Source organism: Chromobacterium sp. ASV23 (assembly GCF_016428945.1).
GTDB classification, from domain to species: domain Bacteria; phylum Pseudomonadota; class Gammaproteobacteria; order Burkholderiales; family Chromobacteriaceae; genus Chromobacterium; species Chromobacterium sinusclupearum.
Genome location: NZ_JAELTR010000052.1, coordinates 1 through 20,753, shown reverse-complemented (window position 1 = coordinate 20,753; position 20,753 = coordinate 1). Strand labels below are relative to the sequence as shown.

The 20,753-nt window shown below is 62.9% G+C and carries 24 protein-coding genes, 1 pseudogene and 1 riboswitch; of the genes and pseudogenes, 16 read left to right on the top strand and 9 right to left on the bottom strand.

The genetic code is table 11. The features are described from left to right. Window positions 1–37 precede the first annotated feature (37 nt). Complete coding sequence (locus tag JHD59_RS17520; RefSeq protein ID WP_199155175.1) at window positions 38–802, top strand: ABC transporter substrate-binding protein; 765 nt, start codon at window positions 38–40, stop codon at window positions 800–802. Between the two features lie 6 nt (window positions 803–808). Here JHD59_RS17520 and JHD59_RS17515 read toward each other — a convergent pair whose 3' ends face one another. Next, on the bottom strand, window positions 809–1,432 hold the full coding sequence (locus JHD59_RS17515) for a class I SAM-dependent methyltransferase (RefSeq protein WP_199155174.1): 624 nt from the start codon (window positions 1,430–1,432) through the stop codon (window positions 809–811). 115 nt (window positions 1,433–1,547) lie between these two features. Then, window positions 1,548–1,919 carry a VOC family protein gene (locus JHD59_RS17510; protein ID WP_199155173.1) on the bottom strand — a complete coding sequence of 124 codons (372 nt, stop codon included), beginning with the start codon at window positions 1,917–1,919 and terminating at the stop codon, window positions 1,548–1,550. Window positions 1,920–2,052: 133 nt separating this feature from the next. Here JHD59_RS17510 and JHD59_RS17505 point away from each other — a divergent pair, with 133 nt between their 5' ends. Next, on the top strand, window positions 2,053–3,261 hold the full coding sequence (locus JHD59_RS17505) for a winged helix-turn-helix domain-containing protein (protein WP_199155172.1): 1,209 nt from the start codon (window positions 2,053–2,055) through the stop codon (window positions 3,259–3,261). A gap of 3 nt (window positions 3,262–3,264) precedes the next feature. Here JHD59_RS17505 and JHD59_RS17500 read toward each other — a convergent pair whose 3' ends face one another. Continuing rightward, window positions 3,265–3,624, bottom strand: coding sequence for an EthD family reductase (locus tag JHD59_RS17500; RefSeq protein ID WP_199155171.1), 360 nt, complete (start codon window positions 3,622–3,624; stop codon window positions 3,265–3,267). A 147-nt stretch (window positions 3,625–3,771) separates the two neighbouring features. Here JHD59_RS17500 and JHD59_RS17495 point away from each other — a divergent pair, with 147 nt between their 5' ends. The 3 genes from JHD59_RS17495 (at window position 3,772) to JHD59_RS17485 (ending at window position 6,008) form a co-directional block, all read left to right on the top strand. Then, window positions 3,772–4,065 carry a hypothetical protein gene (locus JHD59_RS17495; RefSeq protein ID WP_199155170.1) on the top strand — a complete coding sequence of 98 codons (294 nt, stop codon included), beginning with the start codon at window positions 3,772–3,774 and terminating at the stop codon, window positions 4,063–4,065. 109 nt (window positions 4,066–4,174) lie between these two features. Next, complete coding sequence (locus JHD59_RS17490; RefSeq protein ID WP_199155169.1) at window positions 4,175–4,744, top strand: PTS sugar transporter subunit IIA; 570 nt, start codon at window positions 4,175–4,177, stop codon at window positions 4,742–4,744. Between the two features lie 142 nt (window positions 4,745–4,886). Continuing rightward, a complete protein-coding gene (locus JHD59_RS17485; protein WP_199155168.1) occupies window positions 4,887–6,008 on the top strand; it encodes a diguanylate cyclase in 1,122 nt (373 codons plus the stop codon). Between the two features lie 48 nt (window positions 6,009–6,056). Here the strand turns inward: JHD59_RS17485 and JHD59_RS17480 are convergent, their stop codons facing one another. After that, window positions 6,057–7,499: a PLP-dependent aminotransferase family protein gene (locus JHD59_RS17480; RefSeq protein ID WP_199155167.1), complete on the bottom strand. Its 1,443-nt coding sequence runs from the start codon at window positions 7,497–7,499 to the stop codon at window positions 6,057–6,059. A 98-nt stretch (window positions 7,500–7,597) separates the two neighbouring features. On the opposite strand from JHD59_RS17480, the gene JHD59_RS17475 reads away from it, so the two are divergent. Genes JHD59_RS17475 through JHD59_RS17465 form a run of 3 tightly spaced genes read left to right on the top strand, consistent with a single transcriptional unit; the run spans window position 7,598 to window position 9,693 of the window. Then, the gene (locus JHD59_RS17475; protein WP_199155166.1) at window positions 7,598–8,644 is read left to right on the top strand and encodes an FAD-binding oxidoreductase; all 1,047 of its coding nucleotides are present in this window, start codon (window positions 7,598–7,600) and stop codon (window positions 8,642–8,644) included. A 20-nt stretch (window positions 8,645–8,664) separates the two neighbouring features. After that, window positions 8,665–9,348 carry a M24 family metallopeptidase gene (locus JHD59_RS17470; protein WP_199155165.1) on the top strand — a complete coding sequence of 228 codons (684 nt, stop codon included), beginning with the start codon at window positions 8,665–8,667 and terminating at the stop codon, window positions 9,346–9,348. A 12-nt stretch (window positions 9,349–9,360) separates the two neighbouring features. Then, a complete protein-coding gene (locus JHD59_RS17465) occupies window positions 9,361–9,693 on the top strand; it encodes a gamma-glutamylcyclotransferase family protein (protein WP_199155164.1) in 333 nt (110 codons plus the stop codon). A gap of 72 nt (window positions 9,694–9,765) precedes the next feature. On the opposite strand, the gene JHD59_RS17460 is transcribed toward JHD59_RS17465, so the two are convergent. After that, window positions 9,766–10,005 carry a DUF2789 domain-containing protein gene (locus tag JHD59_RS17460; protein ID WP_103320961.1) on the bottom strand — a complete coding sequence of 80 codons (240 nt, stop codon included), beginning with the start codon at window positions 10,003–10,005 and terminating at the stop codon, window positions 9,766–9,768. A gap of 105 nt (window positions 10,006–10,110) precedes the next feature. After that, window positions 10,111–12,009, bottom strand: coding sequence for a phosphomethylpyrimidine synthase ThiC (gene thiC, locus JHD59_RS17455; RefSeq protein WP_199155163.1), 1,899 nt, complete (start codon window positions 12,007–12,009; stop codon window positions 10,111–10,113). Window positions 12,010–12,085: 76 nt separating this feature from the next. Next, a riboswitch (TPP riboswitch) is annotated at window positions 12,086–12,231 on the bottom strand. Between the two features lie 114 nt (window positions 12,232–12,345). On the opposite strand from thiC, the gene JHD59_RS17450 reads away from it, so the two are divergent. The 5 genes from JHD59_RS17450 (at window position 12,346) to aac(6') (ending at window position 15,998) form a co-directional block, all read left to right on the top strand. Then, window positions 12,346–13,005 (top strand): protein-L-isoaspartate O-methyltransferase, encoded by a 660-nt coding sequence (locus tag JHD59_RS17450; RefSeq protein WP_103320963.1) that lies wholly within the window; start codon window positions 12,346–12,348, stop codon window positions 13,003–13,005. Window positions 13,006–13,007: 2 nt separating this feature from the next. Then, window positions 13,008–13,334 (top strand): rhodanese-like domain-containing protein, encoded by a 327-nt coding sequence (locus JHD59_RS17445; protein WP_199155162.1) that lies wholly within the window; start codon window positions 13,008–13,010, stop codon window positions 13,332–13,334. Window positions 13,335–13,447: 113 nt separating this feature from the next. Then, entirely contained in the window at window positions 13,448–14,170 is a 723-nt protein-coding gene (locus tag JHD59_RS17440; RefSeq protein ID WP_199155161.1) for a uracil-DNA glycosylase, read from the top strand. Between the two features lie 80 nt (window positions 14,171–14,250). Then, complete coding sequence (locus JHD59_RS17435; RefSeq protein ID WP_103320966.1) at window positions 14,251–15,561, top strand: hemolysin family protein; 1,311 nt, start codon at window positions 14,251–14,253, stop codon at window positions 15,559–15,561. Further along, the gene (gene aac(6'), locus JHD59_RS17430; RefSeq protein ID WP_233164347.1) at window positions 15,558–15,998 is read left to right on the top strand and encodes an aminoglycoside 6'-N-acetyltransferase; all 441 of its coding nucleotides are present in this window, start codon (window positions 15,558–15,560) and stop codon (window positions 15,996–15,998) included. The genes JHD59_RS17435 and aac(6') overlap by 4 nt, the downstream gene beginning before the upstream one ends. Window positions 15,999–16,469: 471 nt before the next feature. Here the strand turns inward: aac(6') and JHD59_RS17425 are convergent, their stop codons facing one another. Together JHD59_RS17425 and JHD59_RS17420 are read right to left on the bottom strand one after the other, a co-directional pair. Next, the gene (locus tag JHD59_RS17425) at window positions 16,470–16,922 is read right to left on the bottom strand and encodes a GNAT family N-acetyltransferase (protein ID WP_199155160.1); all 453 of its coding nucleotides are present in this window, start codon (window positions 16,920–16,922) and stop codon (window positions 16,470–16,472) included. Between the two features lie 56 nt (window positions 16,923–16,978). Beyond that, the gene (locus JHD59_RS17420) at window positions 16,979–17,731 is read right to left on the bottom strand and encodes a glycosyltransferase family 2 protein (protein ID WP_199155159.1); all 753 of its coding nucleotides are present in this window, start codon (window positions 17,729–17,731) and stop codon (window positions 16,979–16,981) included. Window positions 17,732–18,018: 287 nt separating this feature from the next. Here JHD59_RS17420 and JHD59_RS17415 point away from each other — a divergent pair, with 287 nt between their 5' ends. The 3 genes from JHD59_RS17415 to waaA are packed head-to-tail and all read left to right on the top strand — an operon-like array spanning window position 18,019 to window position 20,465. After that, window positions 18,019–18,207 (top strand): hypothetical protein, encoded by a 189-nt coding sequence (locus JHD59_RS17415; protein ID WP_199155158.1) that lies wholly within the window; start codon window positions 18,019–18,021, stop codon window positions 18,205–18,207. A gap of 33 nt (window positions 18,208–18,240) precedes the next feature. Beyond that, window positions 18,241–19,200 carry a lipopolysaccharide heptosyltransferase I gene (gene waaC / locus JHD59_RS17410; protein WP_199155157.1) on the top strand — a complete coding sequence of 320 codons (960 nt, stop codon included), beginning with the start codon at window positions 18,241–18,243 and terminating at the stop codon, window positions 19,198–19,200. Next, on the top strand, window positions 19,197–20,465 hold the full coding sequence (waaA, locus tag JHD59_RS17405) for a lipid IV(A) 3-deoxy-D-manno-octulosonic acid transferase (RefSeq protein WP_199155156.1): 1,269 nt from the start codon (window positions 19,197–19,199) through the stop codon (window positions 20,463–20,465). The genes waaC and waaA overlap by 4 nt, the downstream gene beginning before the upstream one ends. Before the next feature lie 74 nt (window positions 20,466–20,539). On the opposite strand, the pseudogene JHD59_RS17400 reads toward waaA, so the two are convergent. Beyond that, window positions 20,540–20,753: pseudogene (locus JHD59_RS17400) on the bottom strand (hypothetical protein); the annotation flags it as partial.

The following is a 20,753-nucleotide window of genomic DNA, read 5'->3' as shown; positions in this document are numbered from 1 at the left end:
ATGCTGATACGGTAGCGATTCGTCCGGAACGTTAACGATGCAGCGGCAATCCTTTCACGCATTCCTCGCCATCTTGTTGTTGGCTATCTCGTGCTCCACCCGGGCCAGCGATGCCTCTGGTCTGGTCATCAATTTCGATGCCAGCAACCCGCCGCTGATGTATGCGGCCAAGCAAGGGCCGGCGGGGCTTTACCCGGCTTTGATTTCCAAGGTTTGCGAACGCGCGGGGATCGCCGTCACGCTGCGCGCGGGATCATGGCGTTTTGCCCTGCAGGAACTGCGCGACGGCCGCGCGGCCGCCGGCGGCATCATCAAGACAGCCAGCCGCGAAAAGCAGTTCGACTTCAGCCAGCCCATCTTTCAGGAACGCGTGGTCATGGCCTATCCGGCGCAAGCGCCACGCTATCACAGCCTGGAAGATCTGTTCGGCAAACGCGTGGGCGTGATTGCGGGCTGGAGCTACGGCGACGCTTTCGACCTGGCGCGCAAAGAGGGCAAGCTGTTGGCATTCGACAGCGACAGCGACGCGCAAAACCTGCGCCAACTCAAATTGGGCAGGCTCGATGTGGTGCTGGGCATACGCGAATCGCTACAACTGGTGCTGCGCGAAGGCGGCTATCAGGATGTGACGCTGACACAGGAAGCGCTGGTAAGCAATCTCTCTTACCTCGCCATCAACAAGACCTCACCGCAGCGTGCGCTGCTGACGCGCTTCAATCTCGCGCTGCAGGCCATGCGCCGCGATGGCGGCTATGACGCGCTGCTGCGCGATTTTTTCGCCGGCAAGTCCGCTGCGCGCTGAGCCCCCTCACCTGGCACGGAAAAACGCAAGCCCGCCCTGACGCATCAGCAGCGCCACATCGCCGAAGCCAGCCTGGCGCAAGGCCGCTTCCTGTTCTTCCACCGTCGCGTACAACTGATCATTAGCCATGCCGTCGCCGCCGGCGTAATGGTCGCACATCAGGTAGGGCGCGCCCGGCCGCAGCAGCGAACGCGCCTGGCGGTGCAGCGCCGGCAGATGGCGCTTATGCCGTACCTCGTGCGCGGCCTGGTTGGTGATCACCGCGTCGCACAGCGGCAAGCCCCGTGCCCAGTCCGCTTCGCGGAAGCTGCCCAGGCGAAAGTCGGCCCTCTCCTCCAACACTCCCAGCCGTTCGCGCGCCAGCTGGTGCATGGCCTCGGAAAAATCGAACAGCTCCAGGCGCAGCTGCGGCAAACGTTCCAGCAGATGGCGCGCCAGAAAGCCCGGGCCGGAGCCCAGCTCCAGCACCCGACAGGCGCCCGCCAGCTCATGGGCGAAACGGTCGAAAAACGCTACGCGCCACGGCCGCTTTTCCATCGCGCCGGCCGCCCATTCGGCCGCGTCGGCCATCTGGCGCAGGTCTATCGGGCTGGGCACGTCGCCCAGGTTCTCCACTTTCCCGTTCTCCACTTTCCCGTTCTCCGCTGTTCGTTCTTCCATCAATAGCCGCATCAGTTTCCAGCCACCGCCTGCGGCAACTCAGGACGCTCCGGCACGCCAGCCTGTTTATCCTGCATCCTGGTTTTCAAAAATTGTAACTGCTGACTTCCACCAGATTGCCGTCCGGATCGTTGAAATACACCGAGGTGATGGGCCCCATCGCGCCGCTGCGCGTCACCGGTCCCTCTACTATGGCCACGCCCTCCTGCTTCAGATGCGCCATCACCTCGGTCAGCGGGGAATCGGTGATCAGGCAGAGGTCGCCGGAACCAATCACCGCATGATTGCGCGTCTCCTGGCCCAGGGTTTGCAGATTGATCTTCTGGTTGCCGAAGCGCAGCGCGCGGCGGCCGTTGCCGAAACTCACCGCCTCCAGCTTCAACACGCGTTGATAGAAAGCCACCGCGGCTTCGGTATCCCGTACCGTCAGGACAAGGTGGTCGATATGGCTGATCATGCTGTCGCTCCAAAACAATAGAGCTGTCCACACTGCCACAAAGCTGACGCCATGTCATGCCAAAAGCATCGACAAAAGACTGCGACGGCAGGGCCTGATATAGTCGTCTTTCCCACTTTTCCATGCCTAGCCCATGACGCATCATCTGTCGCAGCAGCAAGCCCGCCACCTGCAACTGGCCGCCCAGGGCCTGCTGTCCGCGCCGCGGCGCAAAGCCTCCCAGGCCGATGTGCTGGCCGCCATCCGCCGCATGGCGCTGTTGCAGATCGACACCATCAGCGTGGTGGCGCGCAGTCCTTATCTGGTGCTATACAGCCGCATCGGCGCCTACGATCCGGCCTGGCTGGACCAATTGCTGGCCGAAGGGGCCTTGTTCGAATACTGGGCGCACGAAGCCTGCTTCGTGCCGATGGAAGACTATGGCCTGATGCGTCGCCGGATGCTCGACACCACATGGATGGGATGGAAGTATTCGCAGCGCTGGTACGAACAGCACCGCGCGGCAATCGAAGCCATCGTTGAGCATATCCGCGAACACGGCCCGGTGCGCTCGGCCGATTTCGAACGCAAAAACGGCAAGGGCAACGGCTGGTGGGACTGGAAGCCGGAAAAGCGCCACCTTGAGGTGTTGTTCACGCTGGGCCGCCTGATGGTGAAAGAGCGGCGCGCCTTCCAGCGCGTCTATGATTTGGCCGAACGGGTAAGGCCAGACTGGGACGACGCGCGCGACCTGCCCACGCCGGAAGAGGCGCGGCTGGAACAAGTGCGCAACAGCTGCCGCGCGCTGGGCATCGTCAAGGCCGGCTGGGTGGCCGATTACTACCGGCTCAAGCGCGCGCCGTATGGCGAGCTGCTGCACGGCCTGGCAGACCAGGGCGAGCTGATCCCAGTGAAAGTGGAAGGCTGGAGCCACGACGCCTTCGTCCACGCCAGCCTGGCCGCCGAGCTGGAGCAGGCGGCGGCGGGCACGCTGAACAGCGGCAACACCGCCATCCTGTCGCCGTTCGACCCGCTGGTATGGGACCGCAAGCGCGCGCTGGAGCTGTTCGACTTCGATTACAAGATCGAGTGCTACACGCCGGCGCCCAAGCGCAAGTACGGCTACTTCACTTTGCCGATTCTCCATCGCGGCAAACTGGTGGGCCGGCTGGACGCCAAAGCCCACCGCGCCCAGGGCGTATTCGAGGTGAAATCGCTGCACCTGGAGCCCGGCGTGCGCGTCAGCCAGCGGCTGAGCGATGACCTCAAACGCGCGCTAAGCCGGATGGCAGATTGGCACGGCACGCCGCGGCTGGCGATAGACCAGGCGCCGGATGGCTTGGCAGAACGGCTGGCCGGCTGAAGATCACTCCGCGTTCGCATACCAGCCGTGGACGCCGGCCGGCCGCTCGTCCCACAGCAGCAGTTCGTTGTACTGCAGCTGCGGCGTGATATCGGTGTAATGCGGAATATCGCCCGTGATGCGCGCCGCTACTGGAGCAAAGGCCTGCTGAAACGCCTCAATCGAATCAAACAGCAACAACGCCTGCGCCGCATAACCCGCCGGACTACCCGGCTCCATGCCGGCCAAACCGCGCTCCACCCGCACGCCCTTTAAGGCCGGGCCCAGCAGCTGCTGCACCAGGGGGATGTGGCGCTGCTGGTAGTAGTCGAAATCGAAATGCGCGCCGGCGCGTTGCGGATAGAGGACGCTGACAGTAATCATGACGGGCTCCATATCGTTAGGACAAACGACAAGTTAAACCTAAACAGCTGCATTTCCAATGTCATTTAGCGAAAACTGGCTCATTGGCCGGAACTTGCCGCCTGTCCAACCGCTCTGTAACAACATTCCATTTTGTAGGACAACACCATGCGCACCGTGATCATCGCCGCCTGCAGCGCCTTGATTCTGGCTGGCTGCAACCAGCAACAAACCAGCCAGTTGCAACAAGCCGCCTCCGCCGCCATCGGCAGCGTGCATCAGAGCGTGGACGGCGCCAGCGCCCCCTTAGGCCAACTGCAACAACAAGCCAGCGCCGCCCTTGGGGTAGCCAAACAGGTGGGCGCCGCCGCCACCGTGCTCAACCCGGAACTGAAACAGCAAGTGGACAAGCTGAAGGAACAGGCCTCCGCGTTGAAAGGCGCGATCAAGCCGGCCGATTAGAGTCTGTTGACAAGATTTTGATGCGGCGCGGCAAGATATTTAGCTGCAATTTAGCCGCCGCGTCCTAGCATGGCTGCGTCACCCTCACCCAACACGGGAGCGCACCGCCATGCAAACCTTGCCCGATATCTGCCAGATCAGCGACATCCTGCTGGACGTGGACATAGACAACAAACACCAGCTGTTTGAATTCGCCGCCCGCCAGCTGGGCCAGCGCCACGCCCTGAACGCTCAGACGCTGGCCACCGCGCTGCTGTTGCGCGAGCAATCCGGCAGCACCGGCCTGGGGCATGGCCTGGCCTTGCCGCACGGCCGCATTCCCGGCCTGGCCGAGGCCCATGCGCTGTTTCTTCGCCTGAAGCAGGGCCTGGAGTTGGATGCCCCGGACCACGCGCCGGCGCACAGCTTTCTATTCCTGCTGCTGCCGCAAGAAACGCGCCCGCCCCATCTGCAGTTGCTGGCCTCCATTGCCCGCATGTTCAGCGAGCGGCCGTTCCGCGAAGCGCTGGCGCGCAGCCACCATCCGCAGCAAGTGCTGCGCTTGTTCCAACTGTGGGCCGATCCAGACGCCGACAACGATCCGCATTTCCTGCTCGACAGCAACCGCTACTTCCTTGATGCCGAAGCCAGCCTGAGACCGGATTACAGCATACGGCGCAAGGTCGTGGCCCGCTTCTAAAGCGCCGGTTCCAGGTCTTTGCCCGCGGCGTTGGCCGGATAGGCTTGGCACAAGTGGCGCGCCGGTTCTCCACAAAGCGCCGGCAGTGGAACGGCGTTTGCTAAAATGAATCAGTTACCGCCCCATCGACTGCCATCGCCCTATGTCCGACTACCTGCTGATCATGGTTTCACTGGCTGTCGCCAGCATAGGCGTCATCACCTGGCAGCACAGCATCCGCGCTGACCTGATCCGCGCCAGACGGCGCTGGCTGCAGGCCTCGCTGCTGCTGGCCGCCGGCATGCTGGTGGAGGGGAGGCTGTTTGGCTGGGGGCCACTGCAGATGTCGGTAGGGCCCGCCATCACTACCGCCGGCATCACGCTGCAATTGATGGTGATCGCCCGACTGGTCGGCATGCGCCCTCCTGGCTGGCTGTGGCTCGCCGTCGGCGCCTATGCCGGTCTCGACTACTGGATACCGTGGCAGACGCTGCAAATGGCGCTGGATGCGGCAGAAATCCCTGTGCTGTATCTGGCCGCCGCCTGGCTGTATCAGCAGGCCGAACGGCAGGTGTGCCGCAACCGCTTCAGCCCCACTGCCCTGCTCTTCCTGATCGGCGCGCTGTTGTACATCTGGCGCGACGGCGCCGACATGTGGCGGCATCTGCACGGTTTGCCCGCCCTGCCGCATCCACAAGACGGCATGCATCATCTGGCGCTGACCGTCGCTGCAGCGGCACAGGTCTGCGGCGCCGTGGGTTTTCTGAACATCGCCCTGCAGCGGCAAAACAGCCGGCTGCAGGACGCGGCCAATATCGACCCGCTCACCGCCGCCGGCAACCGCCGCGCGCTGCAATACTGGCTGAACACGCTCGATGCCTCGACCCAGCGCGTCTGCGTGGTGATGCTGGATATCGACCACTTCAAATCCATCAACGACCGCTTCGGCCATCCGGTCGGCGACGCGGTGCTGCAAATGCTGGCTGCCGTGCTCAACAACGGCGTGCGCGGAAACGATCTGCTAATCCGCTACGGCGGCGAGGAGTTCTGCCTGGTGATGCCGGATACCTCCGCCGAGGTGGGCTTTGCGGTGGCGGAACGGTTGCGCCAGCAGTTCAACCAGTTGCAGCCGCTGCCGAACCATCCTGAGCTGCGTTGCAGCTTCTCCGCCGGCGTGTGCGAATGGCAGTGCCAGCAACAGGACTTCGCCACCGCGCAACAGAAGGCCGACCAGGCGCTGTATCAGGCCAAGCAGGGCGGACGCAACCAAGTGTGCCGGCTGTGACGTTACTGTCTGCCCTTAAACACGCCATAGCCCTGAACAGCTTGCCCGCTACTCGGCATGCTGTTCGGACAAAGCCTGCGCCAAGCGTTTCACCCCCAGCAGCAGGGCCTCATCCTCCAAATCGGCGTAACACAAGCGGATTCCATGCACGACACTGCCATCGCCGGTGAAATGACTGCCGGCCAATATCTTTACCCCGCGTCGCCGCGCATCCTCCACTAGACGCGCCATATCGATATTCGGGCTCAGCCGCAGCCAGATCGCCAGGCCCCCCGCCGGCAACTCAAAATCGGCCCGGCCATTCAATTCCCGCTGCAACGCCTCCACCAACACCTGCCTCCGGTGCTTATAGACGCGCCATGCCCGACGCACATGGCGCCTCAGCTCGCCGCTATCCATCAATTCCGCCACCGCCTGTTCCGTCACAGGATTGCCCTGGCGATCAATCAGCAGGATGTTGTCGACACAACGCTCGATCAGCGCCGCGGGCGCAAGCACAAAACCTATCCGCAACCCCGGGGCCAACACTTTGGACAACGAGCCGACATAAACCACTCGCCGTCCTCCTGGCAGGCTGGCAAGCGGATACATCGGCCGATGCGTGAAATGGAACTCGTGGTCGTAGTCGTCTTCGATGATGTGGAAGTCATAGCGCTCCGCCAAGGCCAACAACTGCAGCCGTCGCTCCGCCGGCATCATCTTGGTGGTGGGAAACTGGTGGTGTGGCGTCAGATACACCGCCTTCACCGGATAACGGCGGCACAAGGACTCCAGTTCCCCAGGCAACATGCCTTGAGCGTCGCTTGCCGCATCCAGACACTGCGCGCCCTGCGAGCGAAATGCATTGCGCGCCGATGGATAGCTCAAACGGTCCAGCACGACCGCATCGCCGGGTTTCAACAACACCTTGCCGGCCAGATAGATGCCCATCAGGCTGCCGCGCACAAGACAAATATTCTCCAACGTAGCCGACAGGCCCCGCTCCATGGTCAGCATGCGCAACAATGACTGGCGCAGCCCCAGCTCGCCGCGCGGATCGCCATAAGACAAGCGCCCCGACCGGGCGGTTGCGATCAGGGCGCGGCGATAAGCCCGCCCTAGCGCATCGAAAGGAATCAGCCGGGAATCCGGAACATTTTCGGAAAAATCGATCAGATCCGCTTCCGGCATCTGCTCGGCCTGCTGCCGCGACAGGGTGAAGTCCAGTTCAGCCTCCTCGGCCAGCGGCGCCGGCAGCGATGCCGCAACGAACGTGCCGCGCCGCCCCTCCGCCGTTACCCACCCCTGCGCCGCCAACTCGTCGTAGGCCAGCACCACCGTCTTGCGGTTCAAGCTCAGCCTATCCGCCAGTTCCCTGCTACCAGGCAGCGCATCGCCCGGCCTGAGCCTGCCGCGCTGGATCTCGTCCGCCACCTGCTGCGCGATCTGTAGATGCGCTGGCAAGCCGCCTTCACGCCGTATGGTCAGCAACATGGACCAGGGTCTCAGCATGCGTGTCTCCCCGCATCTGGACCAGTCAATTTATAAAAACTGGATGTTTTTACTGGTCCATCACTCTTATAGCATAAGCATGCTTTTGGGAGATATGCATGATGATCGAAACCTATTCTTACCGCTTGCAGGCACTGCACTGGCTAGATGGCGTCACGCTGCGTCTGCTGTTGCGCCCGGAATGCCACCGCGGCTTGTCCATCCAGGCAGGCCAATTCTTCAGCCTGCAACTCCCATCCGGCATCACACGCAGCTACTCCCTGGCCTGCGCTCCGCGCAACGATGGTTGGCTGGAGGCCCACATCCGGCTGCGCGCAGCCGGCCAGGCCAGCGCATGGCTGCGGCATGAAGCGTGTCCTGGTCAGATGCTGACGATTAGCGGTCCCTTCGGCGACTGCGTATGGGAGGCGGAGCAGGCAGCGATAGACCGTGTGGTCATGCTGGCCACCGGCACCGGCATCGCCCCGCTGAAAGCCATGCTGGAATACGCCCACGCGGCGGGATGCCGCACGCCGATCCATCTGTATTGGGGCGGCGCCGAAGATGCCGACCTCTATCTGGCCGAATACTTTGCCAGCCTGGCTCTGCGTTGGCCCTTATTGCGTTTCATCCCCGTCCTGAGCCATGCGCCGGCGGAATGGACCGGCCGCCGCGGCTTTGTGCAAGACGTCGCCGCCGCGGACCATCCCGACCTGAGCGGCGCTCGCGTCTACGCCTGCGGCGCGCCGCGCATGGTGGAGCAGGCACGCACGCTGCTGACCGAGCGCTGCCATCTGCCCGCAGAGCGCTTTCACGCCGATGCCTTCGTCCCTGCGCAAGCGCCTGCCGCCAACCACGGCAATCTGACTGTGCGCTGGCGCCGGCCGCAAGGCGACTGGCTGACAGTACCCGCCGTTGAAGGAGATCCGCTGATAACCGCGCTGGCCGCCGCCGGTCTGGTGCTGCCGGTATGCGGCGGGCAGGCTGCTTGCGGAGCCTGCCGTGTCGCCATCGATTCCAATTGGCTGAGCCAGCTGCCGCAACCTTCTCGACAGGAGCAACGACTGCTGGCCGCGCTGGATGAGCCATCGCCGGCGCATCGCCTGGCCTGTCAGATCAAGCTGAGCACCGAACTGAACGGCCTGTCTCTGGCCGCCCATCGCTGATGTTTACAAGGAGAACCACCATGCAAGAAACCTGTTTGCCGCAAGAAGCCGTTGGCGCGGCTTTCAACCGCGAAACCATGCTGGACGTGCGACGCCGCACACGGGATGCCGTGCGCAAAATTGCATCCCACATTCGTCCCGGCATGCTGGAAGAAGACGCGGTGGAACTGGCTCGCGACGTGTTGGCCGATGCCGGCATGCTGCGGGGTTGGCACGACGTCTACGTGCGCTTTGGCCGCAACACGCTGAAAACCTTTGGCGCGCCATCGGAACCAGGCGTCTATCTTGGCGAAAACGACATTTTCTTCATCGACATCGGTCCGGTATGGAAACAGTGGGAAGGCGACGCTGGCGATACCTTCGTCACCGGCAGCGATCCGGAGCGCGCCCGTTGCGCCGACGATGCGCGCGCCATTTTCCATGAGGTGAGGAGACATTGGCTGAAGGAAGGCTGCAGCGGACGAGAACTATACCGCTACGCCGAAGACTGCGCCCACCATCGCGGCTGGCAATTGAATCTCGACCTGTCTGGCCACAGGCTGGCAGATTTCCCCCATGCCGCCATCCACAATGGCGCATTGGCGGACTTCGACCATGCGCCGAGCGCGCTGCTATGGGTGCTGGAAATCCATATCCGCCATCCCAATGAGGCATATGGCGCTTTTTTTGAAGACATGCTGCTGGACGACAGTCACTACCTGTAAGCGAGACGCGATATGCCCAAATTGTTCTCTTACGGCACGCTGCAACAAGACAATGTGCAGCTCGCCACCTTCGGCCGCCTATTGCGCGGCCGCCCGGCTCAATTAGTCGGCTTCAAGCTGGATAGTCTGGAAATTCGCGATGCCGAAGTGGTGCGCGCCAGCGGCAAGACCCACCATCCCATCGTCCGATTGAGCGAGAATCCGCAAGACTGCGTTGCCGGCAGCGTGTTCGACATCAGCGATGCGGAGCTGGAACAGGCGGACCGCTATGAGGTGGATGATTACCAGCGGGTAGAAGCGCTGCTGGATACGGGCGAACGGGCCTGGGTTTATATCGCCGCTTAGCCGCAAAAGGCCATAGACAAGGGGCGATGGCTTATCCACAACCATCGCCCGTTTCTATTTTTATCCACAGCTTCAGGATTCGCCTTGCTGCAGCAACACCGCCAGCTCGTCCACCGCCTCGCTCCATTCGGCATCATTCTCCAGCGATTGGCGCAGGAAGGCCGCCTGCGCAGGACTCCAGAACGGCGCGTCAGCCAGATTGGACTTGGGCGGCAGCGGATGGCTGGCGATGAAGGCGCGCATCGCCGCCGGATCGTCGGACAAGCCCAGCTGGCGGAACAGGCCGGGCAACAGATGGCTGCTGGTATCCATAGCAGGCTCCTGCGGTGAGGGAGATACGCTCATCGTATACCCAAGCCATCGTGGCGGCATGAAAAAAGCGGCGGTCTGCGCCGCCGCCTGTTGTTCCAGCCATACTTAGACCTTGTCGTACAGCTTGCCGCCGCTCTGCACGAATTCAATGGACTTCGCTTCCATTCCCTTGTGTAAAGCATCCTGCGCGCTGATGCCTTGTTTGGCGGCGAAGTCGCGCACATCCTGCGTGATCTTCATCGAACAGAAGTGCGGGCCGCACATGCTGCAGAAATGCGCGACCTTGGCGCTGTCCTTGGGCAGCGTTTCGTCGTGGAAGTCGCGCGCCTTGTCCGGATCGAGGCCCAGGTTGAACTGGTCTTCCCAGCGGAATTCGAAACGCGCCTTGGACAGCGCGTTGTCGCGGATCTGCGCGCCGGGGTGGCCCTTGGCCAGGTCTGCCGCGTGCGCCGCCAGCTTGTAGGTGATGATGCCTTCCTTCACATCATTCTTGTTGGGCAGGCCCAGGTGTTCCTTCTGCGTCACGTAGCACAGCATCGCGGTGCCGTACCAGCCGATCTGCGCCGCGCCGATGGCCGAGGTGATATGGTCGTAGCCTGGCGCGATGTCGGTGGTCAGCGGCCCCAGGGTGTAGAACGGCGCTTCGCGGCACCATTCCAGCTCCTTGTCCATATTCTCCTTGATCAGCTGCATCGGCACGTGGCCCGGACCTTCGATCATCACTTGCACATCGTGCTTCCAGGCAATCTGCGTCAGCTCGCCCAGCGTCTTCAACTCCGACAGCTGCGCCTCGTCATTGGCGTCCCAGGCGCTGCCGGGACGCAGGCCGTCACCCAGGCTGAAGGCCACGTCATAGGCCTTCATGATTTCGCAGATGTCCTCGAAGTGGGTGTAGAGGAAATTTTCCTGATGATGCGCCAGACACCACTTGGCCATGATGGAACCACCGCGGCTGACGATGCCAGTCATGCGGTTGGCGGTCATCGGCACGTAGGCCAGGCGCACGCCGGCGTGGATGGTGAAGTAGTCGACGCCCTGCTCGGCCTGCTCGATCAACGTGTCCTTGAAGATTTCCCAGGTCAGGTCTTCGGCCTTGCCGTTCACTTTCTCCAGCGCCTGGTAGATCGGCACGGTGCCGATCGGCACCGGCGAGTTGCGCAGAATCCACTCGCGCGTTTCGTGGATGTTCTTGCCGGTGGACAGGTCCATGATGGTGTCGGCGCCCCAGCGTATGCCCCAGGTCATCTTGTCCACTTCTTCGGATATCGACGACGTTACCGCGCTATTGCCGATATTGCCGTTGATCTTCACCAGAAAATTGCGGCCGATGATCATCGGTTCGGATTCCGGGTGGTTGATGTTGGCCGGGATGATGGCGCGGCCGGCGGCCACTTCCTGACGCACGAATTCGGCGGTGATCTCTTCCGGCAGATTGGCGCCGAAGCTGTGGCCCTTGTGCTGGCGCGTCATCAGGTCCAGCAGGCGCTGGTTGCCGGTGGCTTGCAGCGATGCCACATAGGCGCGGCGATTCAGGTTTTCGCGGATGGCGACGAATTCCATCTCCGGCGTGATGATGCCGCGGCGCGCGTAGTGCATCTGGCTGACGTTGCGGCCGGCCTTGGCGCGGCGCGGTTTGCGCTGCAGATTGAAGCGCAGCTCGGCCAGCTTGGGATCGGCCTCGCGGGCGCGTCCGTATTCGCTGGACAAGCCATCCAGTTGCTCGCAATCGCCGCGCTCTGCGATCCAGCCGGCGCGCAGCGGCGCGAGGCCGCTCTGGATGTCTATATTCACCGCCGGATCGCTGTATGGGCCGCTGGTGTCGTAAACGAAGATGGGCGGATTCTGTTCGCCGCCGAACTGGGTCGGCGTGTCGGCCTGGCGGATCTCGCGCATCGGCACTTGAATGTCCGGACGGCTGCCCTGTACATAGATCTTGCGGGAATTCGGCAAAGGCTGGATGGCGGCGGCATCCACCACCATGGCTTGGTTCACGGGCGCGTTCATCGGGCGGGTCTCCAAAAACGATGAAACGGCGCAAGGAGCGATCCGGCGTGGCCGGCTGCGGGCCCGGACGGGCCTGTGAGGGCAGTTGACGCTTCCCTACGCCGGTATTATCCGGGTCAGGTTCCAAGGGTATTTCTCACCCGCGTCCCGCCGCCCGTCACGGCAGACTACACTGGGGTAGCCCTTCGACGGACGCCGGGGGCAGGACCCCTAGCGATGCTGTGAAGGTAAGGCAAATATGGGATAATCGCAAGTTATCGTCATGACCAGAGTCTTGCCGCCGCCGCTGTCTTCCATCCGGCGGAGCGGACTCCCAGCCCTCCGGAGTGTAAGTTGATGGATTTCGAAAAAACCCGTTTCAACATGGTCGAACAGCAGATTCGCCCGTGGGATGTACTGGATCAGACCATTCTGGATCTGCTGTTCCACGTGAAACGCGAGGACTTCGTCGCCGACAGCCAGCGCCAGCTGGCTTTCGTCGATACCGAACTGCCGCTGCCCAACGGCCGCAAGATGTTGCAACCGAAAATGGAAGCGCGCCTGGCCCAGGACGCCGGCATCCAGCCGACCGACAAGATTCTGGAAATCGGCACCGGCAGCGGCTATCTGACCGCGCTGCTGGCCAAGCTGGGCAAGCAGGTGGTCAGCGTCGAAATCGATCCGGCGCAGAAGGAGCGCGCCGCCGCCAATCTGAAAAAAGCCGGCATCGCCAACGTCACCCTGGTTGAGGGCGACGGCGTGCTGGGCCTGCCGGACCAGGCGCCTTACGACGTGATCGTGGTGGGCGGCTCCCTGCCGGTCGTGCCGCAGGAACTGAAGAACCAGCTGGCCGTCGGCGGCCGCCTGATTCTGGTGGTCGGTGATCTGCCGGTGATGAGCTGCAAGCTGATTCAGCGCGAAACCGAAACCAGCTTCCGCGAAACGGCGCTGTTCGAAACCTGTATCGAGCGGCTGCAAAAATTCGAGGCGGTGGAACCCGCCCGTTTCAGCTTCTGATCATGCTGCGCGAAATCACCGCCCCCGCCCTCGCCGCGCAACTGGCAGACCCGCAGGCCAAGCGCCCGGTGCTGCTGGACGTGCGCGAAGGCTGGGAATACCAGCTCGCGCACATCGAAGGCAGCGTGCACATCCCGATGAATCTGATTCCGATCCGGATGAGCGAGCTGCCGGACGACGCCACCATCGTCGCCATCTGCCACCATGGCATGCGCAGCGCCCAGGTGGCGCTGTTCCTGCAGAATGCCGGCTTTGACGATGTGATCAATCTGCAAGGCGGCATCGACGCCTGGTCGACGCAGGTGGATTCTACCGTCGCCCGCTACTAAGCGCGCCGCGCCCGCCAGACGACACCGCCTCCGGGCGGTGTTTTGTTTGGAACGAATCGCGCCGTCCCCATTCCAAGCCTCGTTATCCGCATGACCCGCCGCAAAGAAACCTTATGTCCGCTCTGACTTACCTGTCTCCCGCCCTCGCCCGCGTCCATCCCGCCTGGGAAACCGTACTGCGGCAGCCGGCCATCGCCGCAAAACTGGCCGAAATCGACCGCCAGCTTTGCCAGCAACAACAAGACGGCAAGGCGCTGTTTCCGCCGCCGCCGCAAGTGTTCAACGCGCTGAGCTTCGCCGCGCCGGCCGACGTCAAGGTGGTGATCCTGGGCCAAGACCCCTACCACGGCGACGGCGAGGCGATGGGCCTGTCGTTCTCGGTGCCGGAAGGCGTTCGGGTGCCGCCCAGCTTGCGCAATATCTACAAGGAACTGGCGGCCGACCTCGGCCTGGGCATTCCGGCCAGTGGCGACCTCAGCCACTGGGCGCAACAGGGCGTGCTGCTGCTGAACAGCGTGCTGACCGTCGAGCGCGACAAGGCCGGCAGCCACGGCAAGCTAGGCTGGCAAATGGTCAGCGACGCGCTGATCGACGCCGTCAACCGCGACAACGCGGGCTGCGTCTTTCTGCTGTGGGGCAACTGGGCGCACACCAAGGCCGAACGCATCGACACCAGTCGCCACTTGGTGCTGACCGCCGCCCACCCGTCGCCGCTGTCCGCCAGCCGCGGCTTCCACGGCTGCCGCCACTTCTCCCAGGTCAATGCCTGGCTGATCGCACGCGGCCGCCAGCCGGTGCGCTGGGCGCCCGCCGCCACGCAGAGCAGCCTGTTCTAAACAAGACTGTCCGCTGCGCCACTTTTCGCAGCGGACGGCTTGCCCTAAGCTAGTAGCTCCGCCACTCCTCTCTCTACATCGTGGAAATCTTGCTGCTGCTCGGCCTGGTGCTGTTGAACGCCGTTTTTGCGATGGCCGAAATCGCCATTGTCTCCTCCCGCAAAGTCAGATTGCAGCAAAAGGCCGACGAAGGCCACAAGGGCGCCCGCGCCGCGCTGAAACTGGCCGCCGAACCCACCCGCTTCCTGTCCACCATCCAGATCGGCATCACCTCGATCAGCATCCTGTCCGGCGTCTACGGCGAGGCGGCGCTGTCCGAGCATCTGCGCGGCGCGCTGAGCCACTACGCGCTGCTCGCGCCGTACGCCAAGCCGCTGTCGGTGGCCATCATGGTGCTGTTCATCACCACCCTGTCGCTGATCCTGGGCGAACTGGTGCCGAAGCGGCTGGCGCTCTTGAATCCGGAACGGGTGGCGATGACGCTGGCGCGGCCCATGCTGTTGCTGTCGCGCGCCAGCGGGCCGCTGGTGCAAGTGTTCAGCCGCATCACCGACGGCTTGCTGCGCTTGCTGCGCGCCAAGAAAAGCGACGAGCCGTCCATCACCGAGGACGAGATCCGCACGCTGATGGAACAAGGCGCCGACGAAGGCGTGTTCGACCGCGCCGAACAGGAGCTGGTGGAAAACATTTTCCGGCTGGACAATCGCAAGGTGGCCTCGGTGATGACGCCGCGCAAGGACGTGGTGATCCTCGATCTGGAAGACGGCCCCGAGCAAAACCGCGAAGTATTGCTGCAGCACGCCTTCAGCCACTTCCCGGTGTGCCGCGGCGACACCGACCAGGTCATCGGCATCCTCAACGCCAAGCGGCTGCTGGACCGCCTGCTGACCGGCCAGCCGGTTGATTTTTCCGCCGACCTGGCCCCGCCGCTATACGTGCCGGCCACCTCTTCATTGATGCAGCTGCTGGAGCAGTTCAAGCAGGCGCGCAGCCACAGCGCGCTGGTGGTGGACGAGTACGGCGAGCTGGAAGGCCTGGTATCGATCAACGACGTGATGGAAGCCATCGTCGGCGATATGCAGGCCATTAGCGGCGAAGATGACGAGATTGTGCAGCGAGAGGATGGCAGCTGGCTGGTGGACGGCATGGTGTCGCTGGACAACTTCCGCGAGTTTTTCGAACTGGACAGCAGGCTGCCGGGCGAAGCCGGCGGCAACATCCACACGCTGGGCGGCGTGATGATGTACAAGCTCGGCCGCATTCCCAGCGTCACCGACCGTTTCGAGTGGAACGGCTTCAGCTTTGAAGTGGTCGACATGGATAAAACCCGTGTCGACAAAATCCTGGTGCAACGCCGCCACATGCCGCAACCGGAGTTCGAATCGATATGATTTCGCTCAGCCCCGCATCTTTCCATGCCGCTGACTGGCTGAACCTGCGCACGGCGCTGTGGCCGGACTGCCCGGCCGCTGAACACCAGCAGGAAATCGCCGAACAAACGGCCAATCCCGCACGCTTCGCCGCCTTTGTCGCCCGCGGCGACGACGCGGCAATAGGCCTGCTTGAAGTTGCGATTCGCAACGACTACGTCAACGGCACCAGCCGCTCGCCGGTGGCCTTTGTCGAGGGTATTTACGTCGCGCCATCGCGTCGCCGCGCCGGCGTGGCCGCCCTGTTGCTGGGCGCGGCGCGGGAATGGGCCCGCGCCCGGGACTGCGCCGAACTGGCCTCCGACACCGCCCTGGATAATCTGACGGCGCAAGCCGCCCATCTGGCGCTGGGTTTCGAGGAAACCGAGCGCGTGGTGTTCTACCGGATGGCGCTTTAAGACCCCGTGGCGCGCTTGGTGCCGCCTCAAGCCACCCGCGCCTGTCCAAACGCGCGCAAAGCCGCCCAGCGGCCGCGCAGCCCCCTCCATGGCGACTTACCGCCTTCCGCGCCAGTCCATAAGGAAGCGTCGCCGCTAAAAACTCCCTGCCCTGCGGGTTTGGCGGAGCGCATGCGCGGTCCGCGCCGCAATCGTCAACCACCCCTGGCCATAAACCGACGTTAAGGCCCCTCAGCGCGCCTGGCTCTGCGACAAGCCACCCGTCTCTCCCCCGCTACCTGCCAGGCCGCCCAGGCGCCGTTAAGCAGCCGCCATTGCGGAGGTACGTGGCCGATGCCGGCGTCCACCTCCACCCAATACGGCAAACCGTCCCGCGCGGCTTCGAGTTGGCCATGCCCTTGCAGGCGCAAGGCAGATGAAAAAGCGGATCGGCATGCTGACTTGCAAAAGCTTGTGGATAAAGTGCGCCGCTCAGTCTTGTCGCGGCAGGTCGAGCGCAAAAGTGAGGCCGGTGTTTTTCTGCTGATAGCCGATATGACGGTAAAAAGCATGCGCCTCGACGCGCTGCACACCCGAGCGCAGGCGGATGCGCGGGTAGCCCAAGGACTGCGCCCACTTCTCGCAGGCGGCCAACAAACCCCGGCCGATGCCGAGTCCGCGGCAGGCCGGATCCACCACGATGCCGCCAATCTCGACATAGCTTTCCGCTTCCAGCAGATGGCCGCCGTGGCCATGCAGCCACCCCACCACTTCGCCATGGCGCTCCGCCACCCAGATCTCGTTATCGGGAAACGCGCGCACCGCGGTGTAGCGCCGCGCCAGTTGCTCCGGCGTGGTCGGATAGTCGAGGTCGCCGCATAAACGCGCCACCGCGCGGATATCGGCCTCCGTCATGGGCCGGATGAGGATCTGGTTTGCAGGCATGCCGTCGCTTCCGGAAAAAGACTGATGCTAAGGCAAGCGGCCTGACAAACCAAATGTCATTTACTCAGCCGATGCAGCTCGATCAGCTTGGCGTACTTGATGTAGCTGTTGAAGCAGCCGATGGAGATATGGACCAGCCCGGCCAAGCCGTCCAGAAAACCGCGGCGAACCAGATAGAACTTGAAGAAGCGCAGCAGCGGGCTGAACACCAGCTTGGCGGCGCCCGCCTTTTTGCCGCGGGCGAACAGCTGCTCCGCTTGCAGCGTGGTGTAGCGGTTCTGCTTGGATAAATACCGCGCGATGTCCTCCCCGGACTCGTGCATTAAGTCGCCATCGAGTTTTTCCACAGGGCCTTCACAGATCACGTACTCGTGCACCACGTCGTCGGACCAGCGCGCGCGGCGGCGATCAAACAAACGCAGCGACCAATCCGGATAGCCCTCGCCGTGTTTCAGGAAACGGCCCATGAAACGGTTGCAGCGGGCAAAGCGGTAGGCCGCGGCCTGTGGATTGTCCAGTATCTGATTGATCGATAAGGATAATTCAGGCGACAGATATTCGTCCGCATCCAAACACAACACCCAGTCATGGCTTGCCTGTTCCACGGCAAATTGCTTTTGCGGACCGAATCCCAGCCATTCCTGGTGGATAACTTTTGCCCGATAGGCTGCGGCTATTGCCAATGTGTTATCCGTGCTGCCGGAATCCACAAGCACGATTTCGTCGGCAAAGCCCACGCTCTGCAGACATTGCTCCAGTTGCTGACCTGCATTTTTGGTGATAAGCACCACGCTGATCGCGTATCGCATCTTTTCTATGTTTTCCCATTTATAAAATGAAGAAACTGGTAGAAGTCCCTTCATTGCTGTGGATAACCACTATTTTTCTTTATTTTTCAGTAGTTTGTTATGCATTGAAAACTGTTGTCTACCATGCGCGTCTGTGACTAGCCAGTTGTGGATAACTTTCAGGTTTGCTGCAGACCCTGAGTTATTCACATCGCGGCAAGCAGTTTTGCCCGCTGTCCTGTTAGGCATTTTTTTTGCGACAGACTTGCGCTTCACCAACGGGTTTTCATTAACGCAACTATAAATTGATGAAACTGCTGAAGGTGGGCTTTTTGTGTGGACAAGTGAAAAAAAACCATACTGCTCATGGTCTTGCCCTGTTGATAGCCATGGGATTATTGCAGCGCGCAACGTTCTGGCAGATTGTGGATAAATATGGTCAAACTTATTCACAGCGGCTTATCCACATCTGGTCAGGCCGGATTTTACTTGGTTAACCACAGGCCCGCTCGGGTACAATGCGCGCCATGATGAATGTGCTGATTGTGCGCACCTCGTCGATGGGCGACCTTATCCACACCTGGCCGGCCATCACTGAGTTGAAGACGCACTACCCGAATATCCGGCTGAGTTGGTTGGCGGAAGAAAGCTTTGCCGACATCGCCCGGCTGCACCCGCAGGTGGCGGAGGTGCTGACGCTGCGCTGGCGAAGCTGGCGCAAGCGTTTGCTTCAGCCTGAGGCCTGGCGAGAGGTGCGGGCCTTGAAGCGGCAGCTGCGCGATACCCACTTCGATTTGGTGCTGGACAGCCAGGGTTTGCTGAAGAGCGCGATTCCGGCCAAGTGGGCCGGCGCGCCGCTGGCCGGGCTGGATTGGTCCAGCGCGCGCGAATCGCTGGCCAGCCTGTTTTACGACAAGAAACACACGGTTTCCCGGCAGCTGTCGGCCATCGAGCGCAACCGCCTGCTGTTCGGCCGCTGTTTTGGCTATGCGCCGCAAGGCGCGCCGCAGTTCGGCGTTCGCCCAGGCGAGCGGCCGGCCTGGATGCTGTCCGGCCGTTACGCGGTGCTGCTGCATGCCACCAGCCGCGCTTCCAAGGAATGGCCGGAGGCGCATTGGCTTGAGCTGGGGCGGGCGTTGTCGGCCGGACACGACCTGGTGACGGTGCTGCCCTGGGGAAATGAGCGGGAAAAAGCGCGCGCCGAACGGCTGGCCGCCCAATTGCCTGCCGCGGTGGCGGCGCCGCGGATGAATCTAATCGAGGCTGCCGGATTGCTGGGCCACGCCAGCGCCGTCATCGGCGTCGATACCGGCCTGGCCCACCTGGCCAATGCCTTGAGCGTGCCCCTGGTGGCCATTTACACCGACACCGATCCGCAGCAGACCGGCGTGGTGGAGACGCCCTGGGCGACCAATTTGGGCCATATCGGCCAATGCCCGACGGTGGAAGACGTGCTGGCGGCGCTGCGCGCGCGGCAGGGTTGGCAATGAGCTGGCAGCGCGCGCTGTACAACGGCTTGTTATGGGCGTTGAAGCCGCTGATCCGTCGCTATCTGAAAAAGCGGGCGCGCAAGGCGCCGGCCTACCTGGAGCATTGGGACGAACGTTTCGGCCAGGCGCTGTCGCCCAAGGCTAGCGGCGCGATCTGGATACACGCGGTGTCGGTAGGCGAAACCCGCGCCGCGCAGCCGCTGGTGGCCGCCATCCGCCGTCAATGGCCGGATGCGCCCCTGTTGTTGACGCAGATGACGCCGACCGGCCGCGCCACGGCGGAGCAACTGTATCCGGACGCCGAAGTGCGCTATCTGCCGTATGACTATCCGCGCGCGGCGGCGGATTTTCTGCGCGCTTACCGGCCGCGTTGCGGCGTGCTGATGGAAACCGAAATCTGGCCCAATCTGCTGCATGCCGCCGCCGAGCAAGGGGTGCCGCTGCTGTTGGCCAATGCCAGATTGTCGGATAAATCGCTGAAAGGCTACCGCAAGGCATTGGGGCTGATTCGGCCTGCTGTTCGGAAATTGACTGCCATTACTGCGCAAACCAAAGAAGATGCGGACCGTTTGCGTCAATTGGGCGCGCAAAACGTCATTGTCTGTGGCAGCAGTAAATATGATATTGAAATTGAAAAAGCGCAGTGGCATCTGGCCGGCGCGTTTCACGAGCGCATTGGCCGGCGGCCGGTGCTGCTGTGCGCCAGCACCCGGGACGGCGAGGAAGCGCTGATTCTGGACGCGTGGAGGGAGGCCGGCGGCGCGGTGGGCAACACGCTGTTGGCCCTGGTGCCGCGCCATCCGGAGCGCTGGGACGAGGTGGCGCGGCTGGCGAACGAGCGCGGCTTCAAGCTGCAGCGGCGCAGCGACGATGCAGCCGTGGCCGCCGACACCCAGGTGTGGCTCGGCGACAGCATGGGCGAGATGTTCGGCTACCTGGGCGCTTGCGATGTCGCCTTCATCGGCGGCAGCCTGCTGCCGTTTGGTTGCCACAACCTGATCGAGCCGGCGCTGATGGGCGTGCCGGCGCTGTTTGGACCATCGGTGTTCAATTTTCAGCAGGCCGCCGCCGACTCATTGGCCGCCGGCGCCGGACGGCAGGTGGCCGATGCCGGCGAGCTGGTGTCCACCGCCCTGGCCTTGCTGGCCGATCCGGCGGCTGCCGAAGCCATGCGCGGCGGCGCGGCGCGTTTCCGCGATGCCCACCGCGGCGCCAGCGAACGGATGTTGGCCGTGCTGAAGTCGGTATTGGAGGCGGCGAGCTGAGGAGCCGCTCTTAGACGACAAGGCCGCCTGTCGATTTGGCAAGGCGGCCTTGTCTTTTTGGCTGAGCGCGAGGCTTAGTTGCGGGCGGCCGGCGGATTCAGCGGAAAGGCGAACAGGTCGCGGCGGTAAGTTTCCACAACCAGGCTGAACGGCGTGCCGCCGTCCTTGTACAGCACCGCGCGATGCTGCAGCACCCGCTCCGGGATATCGAGGCTGGATTGACCTGCGGCTGCGGGCAGCGGGCGCGTTTCCCAGCCCTGCGGCAAGGGGGACCACAACAGGCGCGCA

Bases quoted from the DNA above. Each gene is read 5' to 3' on its own strand.
- JHD59_RS17520 (WP_199155175.1), top strand. From the start codon at position 38: ATGCAGCGGCAATCCTTTCACGCATTCCTCGCCATCTTGTTGTTGGCT.
- JHD59_RS17510 (WP_199155173.1), bottom strand. From the start codon at position 1,919: ATGATCAGCCATATCGACCACCTTGTCCTGACGGTACGGGATACCGAA.
- JHD59_RS17505 (WP_199155172.1), top strand. From the start codon at position 2,053: ATGACGCATCATCTGTCGCAGCAGCAAGCCCGCCACCTGCAACTGGCC.
- JHD59_RS17500 (WP_199155171.1), bottom strand. From the start codon at position 3,624: ATGATTACTGTCAGCGTCCTCTATCCGCAACGCGCCGGCGCGCATTTC.
- JHD59_RS17495 (WP_199155170.1), top strand. From the start codon at position 3,772: ATGCGCACCGTGATCATCGCCGCCTGCAGCGCCTTGATTCTGGCTGGC.
- JHD59_RS17490 (WP_199155169.1), top strand. From the start codon at position 4,175: ATGCAAACCTTGCCCGATATCTGCCAGATCAGCGACATCCTGCTGGAC.
- JHD59_RS17485 (WP_199155168.1), top strand. From the start codon at position 4,887: ATGTCCGACTACCTGCTGATCATGGTTTCACTGGCTGTCGCCAGCATA.
- JHD59_RS17480 (WP_199155167.1), bottom strand. From the start codon at position 7,499: ATGCTGAGACCCTGGTCCATGTTGCTGACCATACGGCGTGAAGGCGGC.
- JHD59_RS17475 (WP_199155166.1), top strand. From the start codon at position 7,598: ATGATGATCGAAACCTATTCTTACCGCTTGCAGGCACTGCACTGGCTA.
- JHD59_RS17470 (WP_199155165.1), top strand. From the start codon at position 8,665: ATGCAAGAAACCTGTTTGCCGCAAGAAGCCGTTGGCGCGGCTTTCAAC.
- JHD59_RS17465 (WP_199155164.1), top strand. From the start codon at position 9,361: ATGCCCAAATTGTTCTCTTACGGCACGCTGCAACAAGACAATGTGCAG.
- JHD59_RS17460 (WP_103320961.1), bottom strand. From the start codon at position 10,005: ATGGATACCAGCAGCCATCTGTTGCCCGGCCTGTTCCGCCAGCTGGGC.
- thiC (WP_199155163.1), bottom strand. From the start codon at position 12,009: ATGAACGCGCCCGTGAACCAAGCCATGGTGGTGGATGCCGCCGCCATC.
- JHD59_RS17450 (WP_103320963.1), top strand. From the start codon at position 12,346: ATGGATTTCGAAAAAACCCGTTTCAACATGGTCGAACAGCAGATTCGC.
- JHD59_RS17445 (WP_199155162.1), top strand. From the start codon at position 13,008: ATGCTGCGCGAAATCACCGCCCCCGCCCTCGCCGCGCAACTGGCAGAC.
- JHD59_RS17440 (WP_199155161.1), top strand. From the start codon at position 13,448: ATGTCCGCTCTGACTTACCTGTCTCCCGCCCTCGCCCGCGTCCATCCC.
- JHD59_RS17425 (WP_199155160.1), bottom strand. From the start codon at position 16,922: ATGCCTGCAAACCAGATCCTCATCCGGCCCATGACGGAGGCCGATATC.
- JHD59_RS17420 (WP_199155159.1), bottom strand. From the start codon at position 17,731: ATGCGATACGCGATCAGCGTGGTGCTTATCACCAAAAATGCAGGTCAG.
- JHD59_RS17415 (WP_199155158.1), top strand. From the start codon at position 18,019: ATGAAACTGCTGAAGGTGGGCTTTTTGTGTGGACAAGTGAAAAAAAAC.
- waaC (WP_199155157.1), top strand. From the start codon at position 18,241: ATGAATGTGCTGATTGTGCGCACCTCGTCGATGGGCGACCTTATCCAC.
- waaA (WP_199155156.1), top strand. From the start codon at position 19,197: ATGAGCTGGCAGCGCGCGCTGTACAACGGCTTGTTATGGGCGTTGAAG.